The sequence below is a fragment of the Herbaspirillum chlorophenolicum genome (assembly GCF_001189955.1).
GTDB lineage: Bacteria > Pseudomonadota > Gammaproteobacteria > Burkholderiales > Burkholderiaceae_D > Herbaspirillum > Herbaspirillum chlorophenolicum.
In genome coordinates, this window is the sequence record NZ_LFLT01000007.1 from 102,495 (window position 1) to 126,553 (window position 24,059).

The window sequence follows — 24,059 nt, forward strand, 5'->3', positions numbered from 1 at the left end:
ACAGGAAACTGCTGCCATGAGCAACACACTGAAAGTCAGGGACGACCACGCCCCTATCTGCTTCGAAGCAAGCGCCGAGGATGCCGGCAAGTTCAAGCTTTGCGAAGGCGCAGAAGCCTCCTGGCTAACTCAGAGCCAAAATTTCGACATCAAGGTGTTGCGAAGCCGTGTCGAGCCTTGGCTGACCGCCTTATTCCAGTCGGAGCATCTTTCGCTGCTTGCTGGCTCAGGATTGACCCATGCCGTGCACCATCTGGCGACAGGCAAGCCAGCGGCTGGAATGAACGAAGTAACCCTGACCATCTACGAGGATGCAATCAGGAAAGCAGCGAAAGAAGCCGCCCAAAGATCAGGCCGGGAAACGGGTAATCTGGAAGACCAGCTTCGCGCCGCCAACGAATTGCTGCGAGGGCTTGAGATACTGGGCGATTCAGCAGAAGCCGAAACGCTGCTGACTGAGCTGACCAGCACGCTGGAAGACTTCTCCAAGTCCATCCTCGAAAGCGAAGCCGGGATTGCCAGGGCAGATGAAGACAAACGTGAGCAAGCGCTCAATGTGCTGGTCACCTTCCTGATGAGCTTCGCCAGCCGCACCGGCGTGCGTGATCGGCTGAACATCTTCACCACCAACTATGACCGGCTGATCGAAGCTGGGGCCGAACTGGCCGGGCTGCATCTGCTGGACCGCTTCCTCGGCAACCTCATGCCGATCTTTCGTTCATCGCGGCTGGATCTGGACATGCACTACAACCCGCCAGGCATACGCGGTGAACCGCGCTATCTGGAGGGGGTCGCTCGCTTTACCAAGCTGCACGGCTCGGTAGATTGGGTGCAGGCCGATAGGGATATCCGCCGCGTCGGGCTGCCCTTCGGCGCTGATGATGTCGCGCCCTATCTGCAAGCGCCTGGGCTTAATGGTGCCAGTGCCCACAAGCTGATGATCTACCCCAATGCCGCCAAGGACCGGGAGACTTCGGATCACCCCTATGTGGAACTGTTCCGAGACCTCGCCGCCGCCGTGTGCCGCCCTAACAGCACGCTGATTACCTATGGCTACAGCTTTGGTGACGAGCACATCAACCGCGTCATCCGCGACATGCTCACAGTGCCGTCCACCCATCTGGTGATCATTGCCTATAACGATCCGCTTGGCCGGATCATGCAGACCTACCAAGAGTTGGGACGTCCCTCGCAGATCAGCCTGCTGATCGGCCCCGCTCTGGCTGATTTGCAAATCCTGACCGAAAGTTTCCTGCCCAAGGCCGCTATCGACAAAACCACCTTCCGCATGAGCGAACTGCTCAAGCAGCGTTTCGGCACCGAAGCCCATCCAGGCCCGGCAGCAGCGAAACCTGGTGGTGATTTTGACGGGGCAGACCAGATATGAGCTTCTCGCCCCTGGCCTACGCCGACTCACTGCGTATCGGCAGCATCGATTTTGTCTCGCCCGACGAAATCAAGGTTCTGCTGGACATCGAAGCACCCGACAACCTCGCTCTGAACACAGGTACTCCACGGCCGTTCCCGCGGATCAATGGTTATGTCCTCGTGCCTAGTGAGACAGGTTATCTGGTCGCACAGGTGGAGTGGATCACCATCGAGCGGTCTCAGTACCCCAAGCGCAAGGGCATGCAGGATTTCGGCCTGGTTGATTTGCCTTATCCGCTGCGCAAGATGAGCCTCAACCCGCTGGGTGGCTTGGCTTACGAGGGCCAGATTGCTGGAAAGGAACGCTATTCCTTCCGGCGTGGTGTGGAAGCCTACCCGACGGTAGGCGACCCCGTACTGCTACCCACCCAAACCCAGCTACGCGCCATCGTCGAATCTGGCGATAACCGCCGGGTGAAAATCGGCGTCAGTCCGCTGGCCGCCAATGCAGAGGTCAAGATCGACCCTGATCGCCTGTTCGGTCGTCATCTGGCCGTGCTGGGCAACACCGGCAGTGGCAAATCCTGCTCAGTCGCCGGTTTGATCCGTTGGTCGATGGAAGAAGCCCGCAAAGCACGCGGCGGAGCAGACCCCAATGCCCGCTTCATTGTGCTCGACCCCAACGGCGAATACGCCAAGGCATTTGATGGTTTGGGGAAAGTGCGCGTATTCGCTGTCGAGCCGAAGCCTGACAGTGGCATTGAGCAGCTACAGGTGCCGCTTTGGTTCTGGAACAGCGCTGAGTGGAGTGCGTTTACTCAAGCCAGCGAACGTGCCCAACGACCACTGCTTCGGCGCGCTCTACGCGAAATGCGCAGTGGCGCTGACGTCACAGAAGATCCGGTTTTTATATTACGAAGAAAAATTAGCTCAATACTGATCACGCTTAAAGCTCAAGTCAGGAATGGCGAAAACTACGAAGGCTGGAAATTTGGCCCCAAGCTCCCTGTATTCATAGAGGACCTGGAGGCATATTCACGCGAGTTCTCTGATCACAGTGACAGCATTGAGTACCTGCGCAATCAAATGCAGGCACTGCTCAACCGGCCTCAGCAGACGTACCGAAAGCAAAATGGGCAAACCGGGTATAACGATTTTCCTGCTACAGCAGTGGAAGTCGTTATGTCGAATCTTCAAGGCTATCTGAATAGTATTGGTGGCATCGTCTACCAAGCTGGCCCTAATGAAGATGCGCCGCTACGTTTTAACGGCGCACAATTTGCGGATCACTTGGAAAGTTTGGCCAGCCAGGAAAACAACGCGCAGTTCTTTGATTACCTGATTATGCGTATCCGCACTATGCTGTCGGACACAAGGATCAGCCGAATAACTACAGCTTCAGATCAGGTAAGTTTGCAGGACTGGCTGGCCAACATCATCGGCGACAACCAAGCGTCCAACGGCACGGTAACTGTCATCGACCTATCGCTGGTGCCCGCTGAGGTGGTGCACATTGTCACCGCCGTTATTGCTCGTATGACGCTGGAATCCATGCAGCGCTACCGCAAGCTCAACCACGGCAAAACGCTGCCTACCGTTCTGGTGATGGAAGAAGCACACACGTTTATCAAGCGCTACCAGGACGATGCTGAGAACCAGAACTCAGCCGCCATTTGTTGTCAGGTATTCGAGAAAATTGCCCGCGAGGGGCGCAAGTTCGGATTGGGTTTGGTGCTGTCATCCCAGCGCCCCAGCGAGTTGTCACCCACAGTGCTGTCTCAATGCAACAGCTACCTGCTGCACCGCATCAGCAATGACCGTGACCAGGAATTGGTGCACAAGCTCGTTCCAGACAACCTGCGTGGTCTGCTGCGCGATCTTCCTTCGCTACCCTCACGCCACGCCATCCTGCTGGGTTGGGCCTCTGAGTTGCCCGTGCTGGTGCAGATGAATGCCTTGCCTGAAGGCCAACGGCCAAAATCCGACGACCCGGACTTTTGGGCGGTATGGTCGGGCAAGGAGGAGAACGAAACAGGCGAGATAGAGGCTGTCGAGCGCACCGTGGATTGGACGGCGATTGCAGAGGACTGGCAACAAATAGCACCTGTGCCAGACAAGGAAGCATCGGATGAAGGCGGAGCTTCCTAGAATGAATGATGTCGCCTCATTGATGATGCCGGCGAACTTGCCGGAATGGCTGACGCTGGCCAACGTCCTGTTGACCGCGATGTTTGCCGGACTCACGTTTTTCATTCTGCGTGCCAACCGTGCCGCAGTGGGTGCAATGCGTGAGCAGATGGCTGATCAGAATCGCCCGTTTGTCGCAGTGACTGTACAGGTGCGCATGGGCACACCTGTCATCCAATTGCTGATCAGGAATGTGGGCCGCTCGCCTGCGCAGAATCTCCGGCTACGCCTTGATCGGGATTTCTTTCAGTTTGGCGAACAAGGCGAGAGTCGCAATCTCGCCAAGCAATCGGCCTTCTCACTGCCTATCGACTGCCTACCGCCCATGTCGGAGCTGCTCTTCGATCTTGGAATGGGCTTTGAGATATTTGAAAGCGGAGCTGATCCGACGATTTGTCCGCATACATTCGAAGTGTCAGCCGAATACGAGTATGGGAAAAACAAGTACAGCGAAAAGACCCACGTGGACCTGCGGCCCTATATGGGCACCAGCGTTCCGCGCCATCCTGTCGTAGAGGAGTTGGAGCGGGTCAGAAAATCCATCGATAACCTGAGCGGCGTGGTCAAGCAGTCTGCGAACGCGGCAATCAAGGCCCAAAGCGCCGAGGAAAAAAATGACTAATCTATTCAGCACCACACAAAAAGATTCAGGCCCGGTGGAATGCCTTGGTCAGACATTCCCCAGCGAGCAAGCCCGGCGGGAGCACTTCACCAAGCTGCTGGCCGAGAAGCTGCAAGACCCGGCGTTTCGCCAGCAGGAAGGTTTTCCGCAGGGCACGGATGCAGCCATCCTCGCCATGTCCGATCCGCCGTACTACACCGCCTGCCCGAACCCGTGGCTGGCGGAGTTCGTTCAGCACTATGGTAGGCCATACGCATCGTCTGAGTCATACAGCAGAACGCCCTTTGTCTCAGATGTCAGCGAAGGAAAGAACGACCCCGTCTACAACGCTCATTCATACCATACGAAGGTTCCCCACAAGGCAATCGTTCACTACATAGAGCACTACACGAAGCCTGGCGACATCGTCCTTGATGGTTTTTGTGGTACCGGAATGACAGGTGTCGCGGCACAGCTAACTGGTCGGCATGCCGTCCTGTGTGACCTATCGCCGCTTGCAACCTTTTTGGCCGCCAACTTTTGCACTACAACTACGGCGATCGATTTCAAGGGAAAGATCGAAGGTGTGATGGCAAAAGTTAACGACTCGGTTGAGCCGCTGTACCGCCGTGATACAGGCTGGAGCGATTTCACAATCTACTCGGCCATTGTCGAGTGTTCGAACTGTCAGCATCAGTTCGATCAGTGGTCGGAGAGCTTTGACCCTGATTCAAGGAATGTTGCTGCGGAAATGAAATGTCCGTCCTGCGGTTCAAAGATTGCATCCAAAACACTGACACACGTTCGCACGGCGATCCGTGATCCGATTCTAGATGCTGTCATTCAAACAAAGAAACGGATCCAGCGGTTTGCGAGGATCCGACCATCGAGTGGTGCAGCCATGGATATTTGGTTGAGCGAAGACGGGAACTCCTACGACGATGTCGAGGCCGAATTGCGGCAGCTTAATGTTCCCATAGTCGATTTGCCGACCATGTACGAGAGCCATTACAAACGCAACCTTGCTTTGGAGGGGGTGACTCACTTCCATCACTTCTATACGCCTAGGAACTTACTGGCCTGTGCGCGGCTATGGAATCACCTACAAGTTGGCGATCCATTGTTTCGGTTTGCTTTCCTCAACACATCTTGGCATGCAACCTTGATGCGCCGCTATAACGCTGGCGGTGGGCATAGGCCCAAGACGAACACACTGTACATACCGGCGCTTTCATCTGAAGGGCGCGTAAGCAAGATCTACGAGAAAAAGCTCGAAGATATCGTCCGATTCCTTGACGCGAAGAGGGGTGTGACACTCCGTCCTGCTGTCAGTACGGGGGCTGCTTCTAAGCTGGCGGATCTGCCAGACTCCTCGATTGATTATGTGTTCGTCGATCCGCCATTCGGGTCGAACATAATGTACTCCGACTTGAACTTCCTGTGGGAGTGCTGGCTCGGTGTTCGCACGAACACAGCCTCCGAAGCAATAGAGAATCATGTTCAGAAGAAGGGCGTAACCGAGTATCGTGCACTCATTCGGGCATGCTTCTCAGAGTTCTACCGAGTGCTGAAGCCCGGAAGATGGATGACAGTCGAATTTTCAAATACGAGTGCTGCCATTTGGAACAGCATTCAAAGTAGTCTTTCAGAAGCGGGATTTGTTATCGCAAATGTCTCGACGCTGGATAAGAAACAGCGAAGCATCAACTCCTACACGTCGACAACTGCAGTCAAACAGGATCTTGTCATTTCTGCCTATAAGCCGAATGGCGGGCTGGAGCAGCGTTTCTCGGAACGTGGGGCGACACCGGAATCGGCGTGGGACTTTGTTCAAACCCACTTGAGGCAGCTTCCAGTCGTGAAGCTGAGGGGTAGTGAGTTGGAATACATCGCTGAACGCGACCCGCGCATCCTGTTCGACCGCATGGTGGCGTGGTTCGTCCGGCACAGCGCGCCGGTGCCGCTTTCCAGTCAGGAATTTCAGGACGGCCTGCGCAACCGCTTCCCCGAACGCGACGGCATGGTCTTTCTCGCCGATCAGGTGGCCGAATACGACAAGAAGCGCGCGCAAGTGGCGCAAGCGCCGCAGATGGAGCTGTTCGTCAGCGATGAGCGCAGCGCCATCGACTGGGCGGCGGATTACCTGAAGGCGCGGCCTTCCACCTATCAGGACATCCACCCCGAGTTCATCAAACAGTTGGGTGCAGGATGGAAGAAGCACGAAACCCGCCCAGAACTCTCGGCGCTGCTGGAAGCCAACTTCTTGCGCTTTGACGGCGTTGATGAAGTGCCCAGTCAGATTCACCGTTACCTGTCCACCAACTACCACGACCTGCGCAGCTTGGAGAAGAACGATCCGCGCCTGATCGCCAAGGCTCGGGATCGCTGGTACGTGCCCGATCCGAACAAGGCGCAAGACCTGGAGAAGAAGCGCGAGAAGGCGCTGCTCAAGGAGTTCGAGGTCTATCGGTCGTTCACGGGCCGCAAGATCAAGGAATCGCGTCTGGAAGTGCTGCGCGCGGGTTTCCGCGCCGCGTGGGCGGGCAAGGATTACGCCACCATCCTCGCAATCGCCAACAAGCTGCCGGAAGCCACGCTGCAAGAGGACGAAAAGCTGCTGACCCTGTACGACATGGCGCTGACCCGTACCGAGGACGGTATCTGATGAGCCCACGCGGAGCCGCTCGATGAACCAAGACGAATTGCTGGCACGACTCAACGGCATCGAATGGAACGATTTCGAGTGCAAAAAGGCGCAGCGCGGCGTGCCGGAAGATGCCTACAGAACCGTGTCGGCATTTGCCAATACGGCAGGCGGCTGGCTGGTGTTTGGTGTCAGTGAGGCCAATGGTCGGCTGGAAGTGACCGGCGTTGAGGAACCCGACAAGGTTCAGAACGATTTTCTGGCGGTGCTGCGTGGTGGGCAAAAGCTGAACCGGGTGATTGCGGTAGAGCCGCATCGCTTTGAGATCGACGGCAAGCATGTGTTTGCCTTCTACATCCCGGAGATGCCACGCCTGGAGAAGCCGGTTTACCTCAAAGGCGACCCGCGCCAGAGTTACCTGCGACGCGGCGCGGGCGATGAACAGTTCACACAAAGTGAGCTGGAGCGATTTTTGCGCGACGCGGCGCAAGAGCGGTATGACGGCACGGTGCTTACCGAGCTTGCTGCGGACGCCTGCTTCGATCTGGATACCGTCAAGTGGTATCAGGCCCAGTTTGCACGGCGTAACCCTGAGCACGCCGAGATCACCGACCCGATTGCCTTCCTGCTGAACTGGAATTTCGTGGTCGAGCAAGGCGGCAAACTGCACCCCACCCGTGCAGGCGTGCTGCTGTTTGGCACGGGCCGTTTTGTGCGCCAGATACTGCCCAGGCCGGTGCTGGACTATCAGCGCATCGACACCGCTTTTGAGCAGTGGTCTGCCGAGCAGCGCTGGCATGACCGCTATGTGTTCGAGGAGAACGTCTTTCAGACCTGGCAGGGCCTGGTAGCGCGCTATATGCGCATCGCCGAGCACCCGTTCTCGCTCGATCCGGCCACCCTGCGCCGCAACGATGATCCGCCCGACTATGTGGCTTTCCGTGAAGCGGCCATCAACCTGCTGATCCACCAGGACTACGGCGACCACGGGCGCAAGGCATCCATCAAGCTGTTTACCGACCGCACGGTGTTCTGGAACCCAGGCGATGCCTTCGCTACCGAAGCCGAGCTGTTGGACCCCACCGAAAAGGAAGTGCGCAATCCGGCCATCGTCAAGGCGTTTCGCCGCATTGGTCTGTCAGATCAGGCCGGCACCGGTATTCGCGCCATCTTCCGCAACTGGCATGAGCTGGGGCGCACCCCACCCCAGTTGAAGAACGACAAGGCGCGTAAGGAATTTGAGCTGGTGCTGATCAACAAGCCCTTGGTCACCGAGGCCATGCAGCGCTTGCGCCAAACCCTGGGGGCGAACTTGACGCCCGAGCAGGCGGATGTGCTGGCGTTGTCGCTGTCGCTGCCAGACGGGGAGCCGCTCACCCTCACGGCAATCCGCAGCCTGGGTATCAGCACTACCCAGCAAGCCCGCGCCGTGGCCGACCATCTGGTGCGGCAGCAACTGCTCGATCCGCTCAGCGATACCCAGTTTCAGGCCCGCGAGGCGATTCGTCAGCGCTTTGCCCAAGAGGCGCAAGCACAGGCCAGGGATCAAGCCGGGGCCAGGTCGGGACCAAGTCGGGACCAAGTCGGGCCTAAGTTGGGACTCAGTGCTGAGCAACACAGGATGTTGGCTCAGATGACCGATGAACACGATGTGGCCACCTTGATGCAGTGGGTCGGTCGCAGCAACAGGAGCAAGTTCCGCGAGGTGGTGTTGACGCCTTTGCTGGCATTGGATCTGGTCGAAATGACCATCCCTGACAAGCCTAACAGCAGCAAACAGCGCTATCGCCTGACCGCACAAGGCAGAGCGCTGCGCGATGAGGTGGGCCAATGACGCAAGCCGGGCGCGACTTCACCGTCGGCAATTGGTGCTGGTTCACCAGGCAGGCATCGCCGTGCCGGGTGATCGAGCGGCAGGACGTGTGGGGCGAGGTGGCCTACCGCGTGTGGCTGCCAGCCAAGGACGCGGTGGTGCGTGCACGGGCGGTTGACCTGGCCGCACTGGAAAGCGTGCGCCCGAGTGTGGAGCAGATTCTGCACACCACGGCGGCAGCCAAGCTGCTGGATGCGCTGGAGGACAACCTGCTGTTGGCGCCGATCCAGTCCAGCGTGGTGCCGCTACCGCACCAGCTTTATGCACTGAACCGCGCCATCAGCCGCGACCGTATCCGCTACCTGCTGGCCGATGAGGTGGGCCTGGGCAAGACCATCGAGGCCGGTTTGGTGCTGCGCGAGTTGAAATTGCGTGGCCGCGTGAAGCGCATCCTGGTGGTGGCGCCCAAGGGGCTGGTACGCCAGTGGCAGGCGGAAATGCGCCTGCACTTTGGCGAGACGTTTCAGTTCATCGAGCCGTCCGAGCTGGCGGCCTTCCGCCAGTGGCGCAGCGGCGGCGCGGGCGAGGAAGAGAACCTGTGGCGCATGCACGACCAGGTGATTTGCTCGCTGGACTCGGTCAAACCCATGGAAAGTCGGCGAGGCTGGAGCCTGGAGCAACTCAACACCTACAACCGCGAGCGCTTCGAGGACCTGATCTCGGCGTCGTGGGATCTGGTCATCATCGACGAAGCCCACCGCATGGGCGGCAGCACCGAGCAGGTGGCCCGCTACAAGTTGGGCGCGGCGCTGGCCGAAGCATCGCCCTATCTCTTGCTGCTGTCGGCCACGCCGCACCAGGGCAAGACCGACCAGTTCATGCGGCTGATGCAGTTGCTCGACCGGGAAGCCTTCCCGGATGAGGGCAGCGTCAACCGTGAGCGGGTGCGGCCTTTCGTGATTCGCACCGAAAAGCGCGCATCCATTAATGCCGAAGGCCAGCCGCTGTTCAAGCCGCGCGTGACCCGGCTGCAGGCAGTGGCTTGGCAGGCACGCCATGGCTCGCAGCAGCGCCTGTATGAGGCGGTGACCGACTATGTGCGCCACGGCTACAACCAGGCCATGGCGGCCAAGCAGCGCCACATCGGCTTTTTGATGATCCTGATGCAGCGGCTGGTGACATCCAGCACAGCGGCCATCCGCACCACGCTGGAAAAGCGCCAGGCCCTGCTTGATGTGCCGCAGCCCCAGGCCAACCTGTTTGAGCACACCAGCACCGACGAATGGGCAGACCTCGACGGCCAGTCTCAGGTGGATCTGGCTATGCAGTCCAGTGGCTGGGAGCTGGAGAAGTCCGAAGTCGAGATGCTGCTGGAGCTGGCCCGCGAAACCGAGGCCGCCGGCACCGACGCCAAGGCTGAAGCGCTGCTGGAGCTGATCTACAAGCTGCAGCAGGAAGAAGGCGATCCGGCGCTGAAGGTGCTGATCTTCACCGAGTTCGTGCCCACCCAAGCCATGCTGGCCGACTTCCTGGAAAGCCGTGGTTTCTCGGTGACGACGCTCAACGGCAGCATGGATCTGGAAGCGCGCACCCGTGCGCAGCAGGCGTTCTCCAAGGATGTGCGCGTGCTGATTTCGACGGACGCCGGCGGTGAAGGTCTGAACCTGCAGTTCTGTCACGTCATCGTCAACTTCGACATGCCGTGGAACCCAATGCGGATCGAACAGCGCATTGGCCGGGTGGACCGTATCGGCCAGAAGCATGTGGTGCGTGCCATCAACTTCGTGCTTGAAGACACGGTAGAGCACCGCGTGCGCCAAGTGCTGGAAGAAAAACTGGAGGTCATCGCGCAGGAGTTCGGCGTCGATAAGGCGGCCGACGTGATGGACTCGGTCGAAGCCGACCCGATCTTCGACGAGCTGTTCGTGCATGGCTTGCAGAACCCGGAAGCCATCGAGCAGGAGTGCGACGCGGTGGTGTCCCAACTACGATCCACCCTGTCAGAGTCCCAGAGCAACAGCGATCTGCTCACCACCGAGCACGATCTGGACGCCGAGGATGCCCGCAAGTGGCGTGATCACCCGGCGCAGTTCTGGCTGGAGCGGGCCATCATCAACGGGCTGGCTGCGCGCGGCGGCTCAGCAACGAAGGCTGGCAAAGCGTGGCAAGTGAAGTGGGCGGACGGCAGCGAGTCGGCCCAGGCCTGTTTTGACGCGCGCACGGCGGATGAAAACCCGGCGTTGGAATGGGTCACCATGGAAGACCCGCGCGCTCGGGCAGTGATCAGCGAGCTACCGCGCTTTGTCGCCGGGCAGCCGCTGCCGGTGATCCGCGTGACCGGCTTGCCCGATTCGGTGCGCGGCATCTGGTCGCTATGGGAGATCAGCCTGGCGGCTGAGGGCCAAATGGGTGAGGCATGGCACCGCAAGCGCTTCCTGCCGGTGTTCATCAACGAGGAAGGTCGCCCCTTTGTGCCAACAGCCAAGCGCGTATGGGATTTGCTGCTGACTGAAACCGTAGACGTGCATGCCGTGACCGGTGCCGAGGCGTCGGCGAAGTGGTTTGAAGCATCCCATGCAGCGGCCAGTACCCAGGGTGAGCGGATCTTCACCGAGCTGCTGACCGAACACCGCGACCGGTTGAAGGAAGAACGCGAACGGGCGCTGTATGCCTTCGAGGCCCGAGGCCAGGCCATTGGGCGAATCGGCCTGCCCGCCGTGCGCGAGCACCGCCGCAAGCGGCTGCAACAGGAACACGATGCACGCATGGCCGCCCTGGACGACATGGAGGTCAGCGTGCCGGATTTGAACGCCGTGATGTTGGTGCGCGTCGGAGGTGAGGCATGAGCCTTTGGACGGAGCGCATCCTGAGTCACTTCACGGTCGATCTCACCCGGCTGTGGGTGGCCTGCGACCCCGACGATGTGCTGCTGGATGAAAAGCTGCTAACCGAACTGCGCAGCCGGGGCTTCGAGCTGATGCTGTACGAAGACCCGTTCGCCTTCCGTGCGGAGTACGAGGAACGCTACCGCGCAGCATGGGATCGGGGGGAGCAAGGGCCAGCGCCTTCGTTGGTTCTGCATTTGCGCAGCGCCGATGCGAATGCCTTGCCGTGGGACATCGTGCATCACGGGCGTGTGGTTCGGCTCAGTCTTGCTGAGATTTTTCCCAGGCTGGCATACAGCGCGGTACAGCAAGTCGAGCCGGAGCATTTTGCCGGGCTGTTTCATGCCCACCAGACCGAATTGCAGTCTGCGCGCGGCGAGAACGAATCGAAGGACTTCATCCTCGAACACGTCTACCAGCTTGCGCCCAGGTCTATCCGTAACCCGGTGGACTTCTGGCGCGAACTGCTGCGGATGCACTTTGCCAACCGCTCGTTGCCGCCCCTGTTCGCCCAGCACGCCGCAGGCATCATCCAAGGCAAGGGGCTGTTCACGGGCCTTCCCGTTGCCACCTGGCTGGCTTCCAAGAGCGCGCTGCTGCGCGTAGTGCAGGACGCATGGAATCGCTACCTGACGGCGCTGGGGCTGGATGGCACCCGTACAGGGGAGCCGCCGCCACCCGCTTATTGTGAAAAAGATGGCGTGGCCGGGATCGAGATTCCGTTCGACCACTCCGATGTGCAGGTGCTGGTCGATTCCATGTTTCTCGACGGCAGCTTGCATCCGCTGGCAGTACACAGCGTTCCGGCGGCGATGCCGAGCTGGATCAAGGCCGGCATTGTTCAGGACCCGGCGGCGTTGCAGGCTTTGGTGCTCAAAGGCATCGATGGCCTGATCGGGACGACGCCAACAGCAGCCTCTTCGCACAAGGACTGGGGCGAGTTTGCCAAGCGTTACGGTGAAATCCTGGCCCGCACGCAGGGCCTGCCGGGCACCGAAGGCAGCGCGAGCCTGCCGGCCATGTCTCAACAAATCGGGGAACGGATCAAGACCTTGCAGGCGCAATCAGACGAACATCTGCAAGCCTGGGTCGCGGCCAAGCATTACGCCGACCTGATCCTGCAGCCGGTGAGCAAAGGCCCGGTGATGGTGCACCACGTACCGCGCTTCTTGCGCCATCGGCGATCCGCAGGGGAAACCAAGCTCGCTTTGCTGGTCTTCGACGGGCTGGCCTTCGACCAGTGGGTGCAGATCCGCGAGCGGCTGATTGCCACCACAAAGCGCTTCGCATTTGACGAGGGAACCGCGTTCGCATGGCTGCCGACGGTGACCTCGGTGTCACGCCAGGCACTATTCTCTGGCCTGAAGCCGCGCGAGTTCGAGGACTCCATTGACCGCACGGACAAAGAGGAATCCTTGTGGAAGACGTTTTGGCAGAACGAAGGCGTCAACTCGAATGAGGTGATGTATCGACGCGCACTGCGTCAGATCAATCAGCTCGACGCACTGGAAGCCGATTTGATCGACCGGCGCCCGAAGGTGGTGGGCCTGGTCATCGATGAGGTGGATGAGCGGCTCCACAAGGAGCGATCCAAGAAAGACGTGGCGATGTGGATCGGCAACTGGTTGACGACTGGTTTCGTTGACCGGCTGTTTTCGATGCTGCTGGACAAGGGGTTTCACATCTACCTCACGGCGGACCACGGCAACGTGGAGTCCACCGGCGTCGGCAGACCTAACCAGGGCGTGATTGCCGAGACGCGCGGCGAGCGCGTGCGGGTGTATCGGAGTGAGCCATTGCTGGCCGACTCCGCAGCGGCCTATCCCAGCACGGTCAGGCTGGACGTCGCAGGCCTTCCCGCGAACTTCATGCCCCTGTTCGCAGGCGGACGAACCGCCTTTGTGCCGGAGGGCGACCAGGTGGTGGTCCACGGCGGGGTGTCGGTCGAAGAACTGATCGTGCCCTTTGTGAAAGTCAGTTATGTGATAGGTACCGAATGAATTCATCAGCCCCAAAAATAGGCTTTGATCGGTTCATTCAGCTTGATTGGGCGGCTGCGGCACTGAATATACGTGCAGGCGTGGCTGGGCTAGATGATCTGAAGGCACTGCTCGATGCAGCCGAGCTTGGCGTGGAAGCCAAGAAGAAAACGCGCACCGTGTTGAATCGGCTGTGGCTGGAGCCGCGCGCCGAACTGGTCGATTACGCCGATCGCGGCGTGGCCATCCACAAGACGCAGCCGGACATTCCGGTTGCCGCCCTGTGCTGGGGCATGTCCGTGGCGACGTACCCGTTCTTTGGCAAGGTGGCCGAGCTGGTGGGCCGCCTGTCCGCCATCCAGGGCGACTGCGCAGCCGCCGAAGTGCATCGGCGCATGAGCGAAACCTATGGGGAGCGCGAAGGCACGCGGCGCATGACCAACATGGTCATTCAGAGCCAGGCGAGCTGGGGCGCAGTGGAACGGGTCGAGAAAGGCAAGCGGGTCATTCGCCTGCCACAGACGAGCATCGACAACGATGCGCTCACGGTTTGGCTGATCGAAGCTGCCGTGCGCTACGCCGGCAAGCCGGTTTCAGTACCCAGTCTGCAGTCGCTGCCCGTGCTGTTCCCGTTCAACTTGACGCGGCCTTTGGCTTACTTGGTGGCGAACAGCCCGAGCCTGATCCTTCGATCAGAAGGCCCGAGTAACCAGTTTGTCGCGTTGCGAGGCACGATTTGAGAACGGAATTTGGTCGATGACGGAACCGACACAACCGCATGGCGACGAGCCGAAGAAGAAATCGCTGAAGCTACTGCTGAGGTCGAAGCCCGTTGCCGAGGTTGAGACATCGATTGGCCGCATCTATCTGTACCCGCTGCGGGTACGAGATATGACTGACTTCGAAAACATGGAACCTGCGGAGGCGATCGATCAGGTCAGAAACCTCCTCACCAGCATTGGCAGCCTGACGTTGGAATCTGATGAGGCACAGGAACGTATTCCTCTCGATCCTGAGATAGCCAAAACACTTTCGGACGATGAACTAGAGCTGCTTTCCGAAGCTTATGTGCAATCGTCTGTATGGAAGAAGATCCAGGAGGGCAATGAGGATCGCAAGCCTGTTGCTCGGGAGGATGGCGAAACGGCCTCGGCTTATCTGATTCGGTTGGTTCGAGAGGAAGTCGAACAGCAGCACCAGTCCGCAAAGCAGTTGCACGAGAAAATGCTTGGCTCCAGTCGCAGCATATTCGATCAGGTGCGCAAGAGTACATTCGCTTTGGGCTCGACGTTGAGCGCATACGAACAACTCACAAAATTTGCAAAGCCATCGCCACCGGAAATCCAGCCGATTCGCACAGATCACTTTGATGCTTTGAACAGGCGCATGGTGGAGCAAGCACGGGAGCGTGCGGAGGAGCGCGCCGAAGAAATGGCGTTGGCTCGCTTGACTGGACAGATGACGGCGGAGTCCGCCAAGACGCTCAAGGATTTGGCCGAAGCGGCGACTACCCTGATGGAGCAGTTCGACGAGCGCGACCGAAAAACAGACAAGTCCGCGCGCAAGCAAATCACCATCGCGGTTTGGTCGGTTGGTATCACGGCGGTATTGGCTTTGCTCGCCTTGATCGTCTCGGGATTTGCCTACCTTCAAGACCGGGACAACAGCTCCTCCGGGGATCAGTGGCAAGTGAAGCTGCTGACCGCCATCGAGCAAGGGAATCAGCAGCGTTCTGCAGTACAGCATGAGAACGAAACGCTTCGAGAACAAGTAAGTGTCCTGGGGGCGCATATCGCAGACCTGGAAGCAGCTCAACGCGCTGCTGCTGCTGCTGCTGCTGCCAAGAAAGCAGAAGACACTACCTCTCCTCATGCGGCTACGAACCGTAGCGCTGCACAGCAGTAGATCAATCGCTGAAATCGTCCTATTTTTTGTTGACTACGCCAACTCCAAGAATGGGTTATTTGGAGGCTCGTCAATGAATATCGAGCTGGGTTCGAGAAGCAGGTAGCCATGTAGCTTCCGTGATTTTCTGGGGCCGGTGACTTCGCATGTCCAGATGTTCAATCCGCTGGATTGCTTGCGATGCAATTGCAGCCGCTCGAAGCGCTTTTGCACCCACTGCCAATCCTGCAGGTTCTCCTGTTTGGCCAGTTTCCCTACCTGCGGGTGCTCCTGCGCATAGCGCTGGAATACGCCAGGGCTGACCAGGTAGGCGGTGTCGCTCACGGTATGCACCAGCGCTTTCGCATCGTTGATGATGAGCCGCCGCGTGGCGATGCCCTGTTTCAGCCACGCCATGAAGTGCTCGCCGGATGGCTGTGTCGTCGAGGATGGGGAGGCCGGCGGCGAAGGCGCAGCGCCGGCCAAGGTCGGCAGGGGCACATCGGCAAGAAAGATGGGGGCTTCGTCCGGGACGATTTCCGCATCATGATCTGTGGTTGGCGAATTTCCCGTTCCCACCATCGCCAGCATGTCCTCCATTACGTCAGGGGTGGCCTGGGCCTTGGGTGGAGGGGCCGATGCGATGCCACTACCGTCCGCTGGCGGAGTGTCTTGGTTCTCCAAGGCTGACGCCGCGCCGTCCGCAGAACGGATGGCCGCTGCCTCGGCAGCTTCGCCTGCGGTGGGTGTGTCGATCGTTACCGTCCCGGCAAACGGTGCTGGCCGCTCACCAGATTCCCAGATCAGCGCGGGCGCGAGCCGCAACAGGGTGAACGAGTGGCTCCAGCCGGTGGAACTGGTCACGGTAGCGCGCCAGATCGCTTTGCCGTCTGCTGTCGGCTGCAACATGCCGTGATCCTGCAGCACGTTGAACACGGCGGTGTTGTTCGCTGGGATGCCGTCGATGCCCTGGGATAGCAGGTGTGCGCGCAGCTTGTCCGAGACCGTCTTGCTGACCAGCCACAAACCATCCTCGGTGAGCCAGCCATCGGAGGCTTCGGGCTGGTTCAGCTTCAGCTCCTCCTTGAGCAGGTAACGCAGCCCTTCCAGCAGCTTGCGTTGCAGCGCGTGCTTGGGCGCAGCCATGGCGCGTGTGGGGTCGCCGCCCAGTTCCTGGGCCACGGAAGCACGGTCGGCCTGCACCACCAGTTCGCCCAGCACCCCAGCGTGCTCATACTGCCCGGCCAGGACGTAGAGCAGCGGTGCCCACAGCGACGGATAGCAGCTGAGCCAGTCCAGGACTTCACGGTCAAGCAGTTGCCGGTAGAGCAAGCCTGTCGCGGCGCTGTGGAGCCGGTACTCGCGATCGTCACGGTAGCGGAAGCGGTATGGCTGATGCAGCGGGCCGTGCCACGGATGCCAGGTATTGCCGTCGGCCAGCTCGACGTGCAGATCGACAGCGATCTTGCCGATGTCGTGCAGCAGTGCGGCGTAGGCGATGGCAGCAGTCCAGGCCTCGGCTTGCGCGGCCTGATCCTCGGGGTTGGCGCCGATGGGCAGCAGATGAGACTGGCGCAGCTTCAGGCTGTAGGCGACGATTTCCAGGCCGTGGTCGAGCATGCCGCCTGGGTAAGCGTGGTGATGCGCCTCGGAGGCAGGGAAAGCCTGAACCAGCTCGGCATAACGCTCCAGCGGCGCGCGGTACAGCGCGGCGAACTGCTTGCGCGAGAGCGAGGTGCGCTGCCAGATGTGTTCCAGCAGTTTCTGTCGGCGCGGTGTCGCCAGCAGCGATGCGGCTGATTCGGGTTGCAGCAGCCCTTTCGGGAGATCGGTGACGGGTGCTGGCGACGGAGCGACAGCGCCCGAGGCCCGTTTTCGCTGGAACAGAGAGAGCATGTGGGTGTCCTGGTGGCGGGCCAAGCGGGAGGCCTTTTCGCCTTTTCGGGTAGGGCCTTTCCCCTTGCACCCCATTCCCTTGCCATTTCGGCCCTTTGGCCTTCAACCGTTTCGGTATAGCGGGGCGTGGGGAGTGGCTCCAGCGTCAATGTGGAACCCGCTCGAATGGATTGGACGGCGACCCGGCGCTGGCCTCGGCCTATGCTGCGGGAACGCTGCTTCCGCCAGGTAGGTTGCTTTCACTCCGGGCGTCTAAGTTGACAAATGCGACAAGGGCGACTAGAGTGAACCCTGTCTCAAACCTACTTGGGAGATGACCATGCCCACTGCCATTGAATTCATTGCCGACCGTCTGCCGCGCGTCACGGTGAAGGATGTGCGTCGCTTCGCGGATACCGTCGAAATCCGGGACGCCAAGGCTTTTGCGGCCGAGTTGCAGGCGTTCGTCCACGAGCGTGTGGAGGCGGTAAAACTGCCCGCCAACCTGGAGGGTGAGACGGTGGAGCAGGCCCTTGCACGCAAGGCGGCCGCGCTGCGTGTCGACACGCGCTGGGCACCGAGTAAAACCGACGTCCAGCGTGGCCGCGCCATGCTGCTGGAAGCCTTCAACCAGCCACACAACCTGCCGATCCCCGAGTTCGCCAAACTGGCGGACAAGTCCCGCCAGCAGATCTACAAGGACATCGTTGCCCGTCGGCTGCTGGCGCTGAACGTGGGGCCGCGCGGTCAGAAGCTGCCCGACTGGCAACTCGACCCGGTGAAGCAGCAGTTGACCCAAACCGTACTTCAGGAGGTCGAGGGCATCGACCACTGGACGATCTACCGCGCACTGTCCGAACCGCTCGAAGGCTTAGGCGGTCGCTCGCCGCTGGATGCGGTGACGCATGGCACGATCGACGACGTGGCCGAGGCGGTGTTCAACGTGCTGGGCGTCCAGGTGCATTGAAGTGAAACCGTCATGAACCGCGAGCTGCCATCCTTCCTGATCGATGCCGGTGAACTGCTCCAGCATGTGAGCCGCGTCGTCTATCGGGGCAGCCCGCTGTACTATGGCCGCAGCAGCACCAATCGCTACGATGATCCGGCGCGGGTCTACGGCGTGCTTTACTTGGGGCGCGACCTGCCCACGGCGCTGATGGAGTCGGTGTTCCACAAACACCAGTGGCTTGCGGACAAGAAGCGCTCGATCGCGCTGAAAGAAGCCCAGAGCCGGATGGTGCGCGCCGTAGGCGTGGTGGCTGACGTGCTTCTGGCGGATCTAACCGCACCGGGTGTCATGGCCGGCTACTTTGGTCTGAACCTGGAGCAGTTGGCCAGCCGCGACTACACGCATACGCAGCAGGTGTCCGCCCAAGTGCATGCGATGCTCGGAGACGACGGCCAGCCGCTGTTCGACGGGGTGCTCTATCCGTCGCGCAACAACTATCCCGCCAAGAGCATCGCCCTGTTCGAACGTGCGGGAACGAAGGTCAGCATCATCGAGGACATCGACCTGATTGACCATGTGGATTGGCCGCGTTTCGTTGCCCGCTATCGCATCGGTGTGGAACCCGACCCCGGCCCGGTAGGGCCGGATGACGAAGCGTCCTGAAGCAGCCGGAGACGACCATGAACACCACGACTCGCACCAGCACCGCAGAACGCCTCGGGCGCACCCTTGGCCGTGGATGGCGTGCCTATGTGCGTGGCGAACGGCGGGCGTCGATCTGGCTGGTATCCAGGGGCGTGCCGGTAGCTGGTGCCGCCGTGCTGTTGTGGACGGTCAAGCTGCTTGTGTTGGGATTGCTGTTCTATGCCGCCTTCTGGCTGGCGCTGCTGCTGGTGTTCGTCATGGTGGTGGCCTGGATAGCGCGCAATTCCGACTTGGGTGATGAGCTGCCCGAGCCAGAATGGCGAAACGGGCCCGCCGGATTCGGCCTGTACACCTACGATGGTTTTCGCGTTGATCCCCATGTCCAGGACGACGAGCTGTGATCACTTCTTCGACACCGCGCTGATTGCGGTACTTCCTCCCTTTCCGCCAGCGGCTTTAGCATCTCCGGTGGCTCCAGCCAGGCCTTGTAAGACGTTGCCGGCGCGAACGCCCGCCCAAGCCAGGGCCATGATCCAGAACGTAGGCAGCACGATGAACATCGTGCCCATGACGAACATCAGGAGCATGTCGCCAAAGGCGTTGTTCAGCCCCACCAGCGGGTCGAAGTTGCTGTGTGGCCGGTTCCAGCCGAAGCCCCAGCCGTAGAGCGCATCGAGGATGGTGCTGTCGATCCAGCGCGCGAGCTGGAACCAGAAATCGACGAAGAACAGCGCGAACTGCACGACGCTCACGGTAACGACGGTCTTCAGGTCGTAGGTGCCCACGACCAGCACCAGCGGGATGCAGATGACCAGCGCCATCTTGAGCAAGGCGAGCACCATAGGCAGCGCCTGGCGCACCACGTCCATGGCGGGAAACGCGGCAATCGCGCCGACAGCCATGCCGACGTCGCCCGTGGCCCGCGTCACGATGTTCGGCAGGGTCTTGTCGATCTGGCCGCCGTAGTCCGTATAGACGCTGCCCTGGTTCAGTTTCTGCTGCCTCGGCGAGGCGATGGTGCGGATCACCGAGTCGTCCACATCGGCTCGGCTCAAAAAGCCGGCCCAGCCCGCCAATCGATTCAGCAGGCTTGGGTCTACCTGCCCCAGCAGGCGTGCGCGCAGGCCATTGCTGCCATCGGCCCACCACTGCCTGCAGGACGGATAGCCGCCACCGCTGGCCACCTGCGCAAGCCCAGCATCACGGTTGCTGTCGTAAGGCCAGTCATCGCGTGGTGTGCTGGAGCGGTAGGTGTCGTAGTAGCCGCCCGTGTCCGTGAAGAAGCGCGAGCCGATCCAGGTCACGTCGTGCATCTGCGCCTCATCGAGGTTCGGGCGCTGCATGAAGAGCTTGGCGCGCGCCGGTCCGTAGCAGTCGCGCGAGAAATCCGCCACTTCCTGAGCCAGCACCGGGTTGTCGATGCGGGTCGCGTCGATCTCCATCCTCATCTGCCGCAGATCGGTTCCGCAAGGGATCGCCGCCACCGAGGCCCCCGTGACGGCGCGTGAGAGTGTGTGCATAAAGGCCCACCAGACGGGCACCTTCGCCGACTGGTTGTTGATGGTGCTGAAGGACTGTGACCAGCCGGTATCCGTGGGCTGCGGCACGCTGACCTGGCATTGGGCCGAGCGTGCGCTGTCGTAGCGGATGGTGTTGAGATCCACGTCGATGAACGGTATGCCGGCGAACATCACCACCACGATGGCGACGAACACCCGGTTCTCGATGCGCGCAGCCGAGAGCACGCCCTTGTTGCCTTCGTCGGCACCCTCCGCACGGGCCTTCAGCCATTCCTGCACGATGATGGCAATGAAAGGCAGCGCGAATACACCGCTCGCCACCAGCACGGCCCAGATGCCGTTATGGACGATCCACGACACCAGCGTCAGGTAGTACTCCAGGTAGTCGGTCGTGAAAAGCGTCATGGCGCGAATCTCCCCTCAGCCCTGCATCAACAGGTTGGCTTCCAGCGCCACAATGGCGGCGACGCCGGCGATCTCGCTGCGCAACAGGCGCCGCCGCGCCTGCCTATCCGCTCCGCGTTGGGCCTCACGCGCCAGTAGCCGGCGACGCATCCAGACCCAGCCGTAGGCTGTCGCGCCGTACAGACACAGCCGCCACACCAGGAAGTAGCCCGCCGTGGCCGTCAGCCAGCGCTCCCAGCCGGCAACGCTGCCGACGAGATAAATGCCGACGATGTTGGCGCCCACCGCAGCGGCGACGAGCACCACTGCCCACAGCAACGTCTTCGCCGTGCGCCGGTTAAGCAGCCAGCGCGGGCGCAGCCAACTGGCGCGCGGCGGGTTCATGGGTTGCCTCCCGGATTGCCCTTCTGAAGCCGGTCTAGGCGGTCGGGAATGGGATCGCCTTCGTAGATGCCACGCGAGCCAGCCGCGCGCGTGCCGTGGCGCTGGATGATGGCCATCGGCGAGTTGTTCGCCAGCTCGCGGCGCAGCTCCAGCTCGGTCTTGAGGTTGCGGATCTCCTGGTCGAGTGTGTCGCTCTCGTGGTTCACGGCCTCGACCGCCAACTGGTTCGCCGCGACGTTGGGCTCCTTCTTGCCGGTGAGCAGGGTGCGCTGGAGCAGCAATGCCTTCTCCAGCACCGACGCCAGCGCGACCTCCGAGGCCAGGCGCCGCGCCAGCAGGTCCTGGTCCGGCTCGTCGCGCAGCGCCTCGATGACGCCGCGCGTGATGGGCAGCGAGGTGCTGCCGGCCGCACGCAGGTTCTCGAAGGTGGTGTTGCGCGTTCCCGAGACCAGCTCCTGCAAAGCTTCCAGCTTGGCCTCGTATTCCTCCTGGATCAGCGGCGTCAGCCCGACGCCGGGCACCGTTTCGGTCTTGGTGCAGGAATCGCACGTGCGCTGCACCTGTTCGCCGAGAACCCGTGTGGCCCATTCGGTCGCTTGTTGTGGCGACGTCCAGGTCTGGCAGGACAGGCTGGCGCAACTGGCGGAAGCGATGGACGACGTGTCGGTCACGCTGCGGCTGTTGACCAGGTTGTAGCCCGCGCGGGTGACGTCGCCGACCACGCGGATGGCCGACTGACCTGCGCCGCCCGCGTTGCTGCCGCCTACCCAGGGTACGCCGTCGTTGCCACGGCGCGTTTCGGCCTGTTCGATCGCCGACACGGCGTCCGTGCTCGATACCGCGTCGCGCAACGCCATGCCTTCGGCGACCTGGCTCCAACCAAGTTGTCCGCCCGCCGTGTCGGCCATCTTCTCGGCCATGGCGCGGCACGTCAGCTTGGAGCGGTCGAAATCCAGCCGTGCCTGCAGCACGCCGTTGGTCAGCAGGTTGTACAGGCCCGGATCGGCACGCTGGATGATCAGCGCAGGCAGCGATGCCACCGCGCTGGTGGCGCTCTGGATCACGTTGCTCATGATCTGCTGAAAGCCGTTGGTGACGCCGTTGAGCTGGTTGCGCAGCGTGGTCTGGATGCTCATGTCGCCGCAGATCAGGTTGCTGTTCCAGCCCACGCCAACGCCGATCGAGCGCATGCCGGCAGCGCGGCCCATGGACACTGCGCTGCCGCCGCCAATCGAATACATCACCTCGTCGCCGATCACGGAGCCGCCGGTTTGAAAGCCGGTCTGCGCCCACGCGAGGCCGCCGCCAAGAACGAGCGCGCCAGCCAGCACCCCAGCCAATACCGTTGGACGCAGCAGGCGGCGTGCCTTGGTGGAGAGGTTTGTCAGTTCAGGACGCTTCATCGCCGTACCCTCATTGGAAATCGACGCTGCCGAGGAACACCTGGCCCCGGCGTTCGCAGCACGCATAGGGCCGCCACAGCGCCCAGGCGTAGTCGCCTTGCTGGGCCTGAGTCAGGAAGCCGCTGCGCGGGAACACCGTGCAGGACGAGGACAGGACGGGGGTAAGTTCCTGCCACTTGCCTGTCGAGGCATCGCCTTCCATCAGCGCGCCGGCAGGCCAGTAACCGGGCCGCGAGTTGGCGAGCAGCGGCTGATAGACGTGGATTTGCCCACGGCGCGTCACGACATCGCCGGCGCGCTGGGCCACCACGGAGCCAGCCTTGTGGTCGTCGGCCTGGTGCAGGAAGCCGCCGCGCGGATAGACGTTGCCCCAGAGGTTGAGCGTGGTGCGCGCGCCGACCTCGCGTCTACCCGGAATCAGCGCTTCCGGGTAGGCCATCTCCGGCACGTTGTAGCGCCAGGCCAGTGTGTCCAGGGTGCTGAGCAGATACGGCATGAACGCTGTGCCTGCACCCTCGCAGAAATAGCCCGAGGACGAGACGAACTGGTTGAACACCTCGACGCCGGGATGGCCGATGACGTCCGCGTTCTTGAACTTCGCGAGATTGTTTTCGTGGTCTTCGTTGGTGGTGCCGTCTCCGCCGGCCTGTGCGGACGGGTTGGGCACGCTCATCGCCCGGACTTCGACCCAGGGGTTCTCGCCGGTGTTGCTGTAGCTGGAGACGACCGCATCGGGTATGTAGTGGCGTACCTTGATCGACGTGCGCACCGTGCAGCCCGTCCAGGTGCAGTAGAGCCAGTAGCAGATGCCGACGACGCGGTATTCGAGGCAGTCTGGCGAGGCCACTGAACCAACGATGGTTGCGGTGTTGAGGGCGTAGCTGCCCGTGGCGCTGAGCAGCAGCACTGAGGCCACGCCAGCACGCAGGCGACGCATCCGCTCGAAGGGTCGGGTCATGGCTGCGGCCTCCGGTGTTGCGCAACGCGCGCGACGGCACGGGCCACGTCCGGCTCGCCATAGACCACGTAACGCTGATCCACCACGACCGCCGGGATGCTGGTGACGCCCAGGCTCCATGCGTCGGCGACGCCCTGGTATGCCGACGCAATGCGGCGCTGGAGGTCGGCACCGCCGTTGTTCAGGCGGCGCTTGACGATGGCCGTGGCCTGCTCAGGGTCGGCGGGCAGCTGTGCGGAAAGCTCGGCTTCGATGCGCGGGCCTTCATCCAGCTCGATCAGCCGCTCACCACCCATGGTCTTGACCGGGTAGCGGCTGTCGGTGACGACCACCACATCGGCGGCGAAGGTGGCTGGGCTGAAAACGGCCAAGGATGCCGGTAGTGCAACGGCCAGGCCAAGGGTTCGCCAGCCTGCTGCGAAGCGGAGTAAAGATGCTGGCATGTCGCGTGCCCTGGAAGTTGATCAGAGCCATAGTCGAACGCGAACCCGCTGCCGCCCCAACAAACAATGCGCATCGCGAGCACCCCGCATACCTGGTTGTGCAGCCGCATGGAGAA

Annotated in this window: 18 protein-coding genes; 12 read left to right on the forward strand and 6 right to left on the reverse strand. The window is 61.2% G+C overall.

Translation table 11 applies throughout. The features are described from left to right. Window positions 1–16: 16 nt before the first annotated feature. Genes AKL28_RS06835 through AKL28_RS06875 form a run of 9 tightly spaced genes read left to right on the forward strand, consistent with a single transcriptional unit; the run spans window position 17 to window position 15,382 of the window. Window positions 17–1,387: an SIR2 family protein gene (locus AKL28_RS06835; RefSeq protein ID WP_050467357.1), complete on the forward strand. Its 1,371-nt coding sequence runs from the start codon at window positions 17–19 to the stop codon at window positions 1,385–1,387. Continuing rightward, complete coding sequence (locus AKL28_RS06840) at window positions 1,384–3,516, forward strand: ATP-binding protein (protein WP_050467358.1); 2,133 nt, start codon at window positions 1,384–1,386, stop codon at window positions 3,514–3,516. Before AKL28_RS06835 ends, AKL28_RS06840 begins: the two co-directional genes overlap by 4 nt. A 1-nt stretch (window position 3,517) precedes the next feature. After that, window positions 3,518–4,177, forward strand: a complete 660-nt coding sequence (locus AKL28_RS06845; protein WP_156226253.1) for a hypothetical protein — start codon at window positions 3,518–3,520, stop codon at window positions 4,175–4,177. Next, entirely contained in the window at window positions 4,170–6,821 is a 2,652-nt protein-coding gene (locus AKL28_RS06850; RefSeq protein WP_050467360.1) for a DNA methyltransferase, read from the forward strand. Before AKL28_RS06845 ends, AKL28_RS06850 begins: the two co-directional genes overlap by 8 nt. Before the next feature lie 22 nt (window positions 6,822–6,843). Continuing rightward, window positions 6,844–8,634 carry a Fic family protein gene (locus AKL28_RS06855; RefSeq protein ID WP_050467361.1) on the forward strand — a complete coding sequence of 597 codons (1,791 nt, stop codon included), beginning with the start codon at window positions 6,844–6,846 and terminating at the stop codon, window positions 8,632–8,634. Continuing rightward, a complete protein-coding gene (locus AKL28_RS06860) occupies window positions 8,631–11,459 on the forward strand; it encodes a DEAD/DEAH box helicase (protein WP_050467362.1) in 2,829 nt (942 codons plus the stop codon). Before AKL28_RS06855 ends, AKL28_RS06860 begins: the two co-directional genes overlap by 4 nt. Beyond that, complete coding sequence (gene pglZ / locus AKL28_RS06865) at window positions 11,456–13,498, forward strand: BREX-3 system phosphatase PglZ (protein ID WP_050467363.1); 2,043 nt, start codon at window positions 11,456–11,458, stop codon at window positions 13,496–13,498. Before AKL28_RS06860 ends, pglZ begins: the two co-directional genes overlap by 4 nt. After that, entirely contained in the window at window positions 13,495–14,217 is a 723-nt protein-coding gene (locus AKL28_RS06870; protein WP_050467365.1) for a hypothetical protein, read from the forward strand. The genes pglZ and AKL28_RS06870 overlap by 4 nt, the downstream gene beginning before the upstream one ends. Window positions 14,218–14,233: 16 nt before the next feature. Beyond that, on the forward strand, window positions 14,234–15,382 hold the full coding sequence (locus tag AKL28_RS06875) for a hypothetical protein (RefSeq protein ID WP_050467366.1): 1,149 nt from the start codon (window positions 14,234–14,236) through the stop codon (window positions 15,380–15,382). Window positions 15,383–15,415: 33 nt separating this feature from the next. On the opposite strand, the gene mobH is transcribed toward AKL28_RS06875, so the two are convergent. Next, complete coding sequence (mobH, locus tag AKL28_RS06880; protein WP_050467412.1) at window positions 15,416–17,257, reverse strand: MobH family relaxase; 1,842 nt, start codon at window positions 17,255–17,257, stop codon at window positions 15,416–15,418. 319 nt (window positions 17,258–17,576) lie between these two features. Between mobH and AKL28_RS06885 the strand changes: the two genes are divergently transcribed. From AKL28_RS06885 to AKL28_RS06895, 3 genes are read left to right on the forward strand one after another with little or no spacing between them, the layout of a single operon-like run. Next, window positions 17,577–18,203 (forward strand): integrase, encoded by a 627-nt coding sequence (locus AKL28_RS06885; protein ID WP_050467413.1) that lies wholly within the window; start codon window positions 17,577–17,579, stop codon window positions 18,201–18,203. A 12-nt stretch (window positions 18,204–18,215) separates the two neighbouring features. Next, complete coding sequence (locus tag AKL28_RS06890) at window positions 18,216–18,848, forward strand: RES family NAD+ phosphorylase (protein WP_050467367.1); 633 nt, start codon at window positions 18,216–18,218, stop codon at window positions 18,846–18,848. Between the two features lie 17 nt (window positions 18,849–18,865). Further along, window positions 18,866–19,231 (forward strand): DUF3742 family protein, encoded by a 366-nt coding sequence (locus AKL28_RS06895; RefSeq protein WP_050467368.1) that lies wholly within the window; start codon window positions 18,866–18,868, stop codon window positions 19,229–19,231. Here AKL28_RS06895 and AKL28_RS06900 read toward each other — a convergent pair whose 3' ends face one another. The 5 genes from AKL28_RS06900 to AKL28_RS06920 are packed head-to-tail and all read right to left on the reverse strand — an operon-like array spanning window position 19,232 to window position 23,943. After that, window positions 19,232–20,755: a conjugal transfer protein TraG N-terminal domain-containing protein gene (locus tag AKL28_RS06900; RefSeq protein WP_050467369.1), complete on the reverse strand. Its 1,524-nt coding sequence runs from the start codon at window positions 20,753–20,755 to the stop codon at window positions 19,232–19,234. Between the two features lie 15 nt (window positions 20,756–20,770). Then, window positions 20,771–21,139 carry a hypothetical protein gene (locus AKL28_RS06905; protein WP_050467371.1) on the reverse strand — a complete coding sequence of 123 codons (369 nt, stop codon included), beginning with the start codon at window positions 21,137–21,139 and terminating at the stop codon, window positions 20,771–20,773. Then, complete coding sequence (locus AKL28_RS06910; RefSeq protein ID WP_050467372.1) at window positions 21,136–22,542, reverse strand: integrating conjugative element protein; 1,407 nt, start codon at window positions 22,540–22,542, stop codon at window positions 21,136–21,138. Before AKL28_RS06910 ends, AKL28_RS06905 begins: the two co-directional genes overlap by 4 nt. A gap of 10 nt (window positions 22,543–22,552) precedes the next feature. Then, on the reverse strand, window positions 22,553–23,500 hold the full coding sequence (locus AKL28_RS06915) for a TIGR03756 family integrating conjugative element protein (RefSeq protein ID WP_050467374.1): 948 nt from the start codon (window positions 23,498–23,500) through the stop codon (window positions 22,553–22,555). Further along, window positions 23,497–23,943, reverse strand: a complete 447-nt coding sequence (locus AKL28_RS06920) for a TIGR03757 family integrating conjugative element protein (protein WP_050467375.1) — start codon at window positions 23,941–23,943, stop codon at window positions 23,497–23,499. Before AKL28_RS06920 ends, AKL28_RS06915 begins: the two co-directional genes overlap by 4 nt. Window positions 23,944–24,059: the final 116 nt, after the last annotated feature.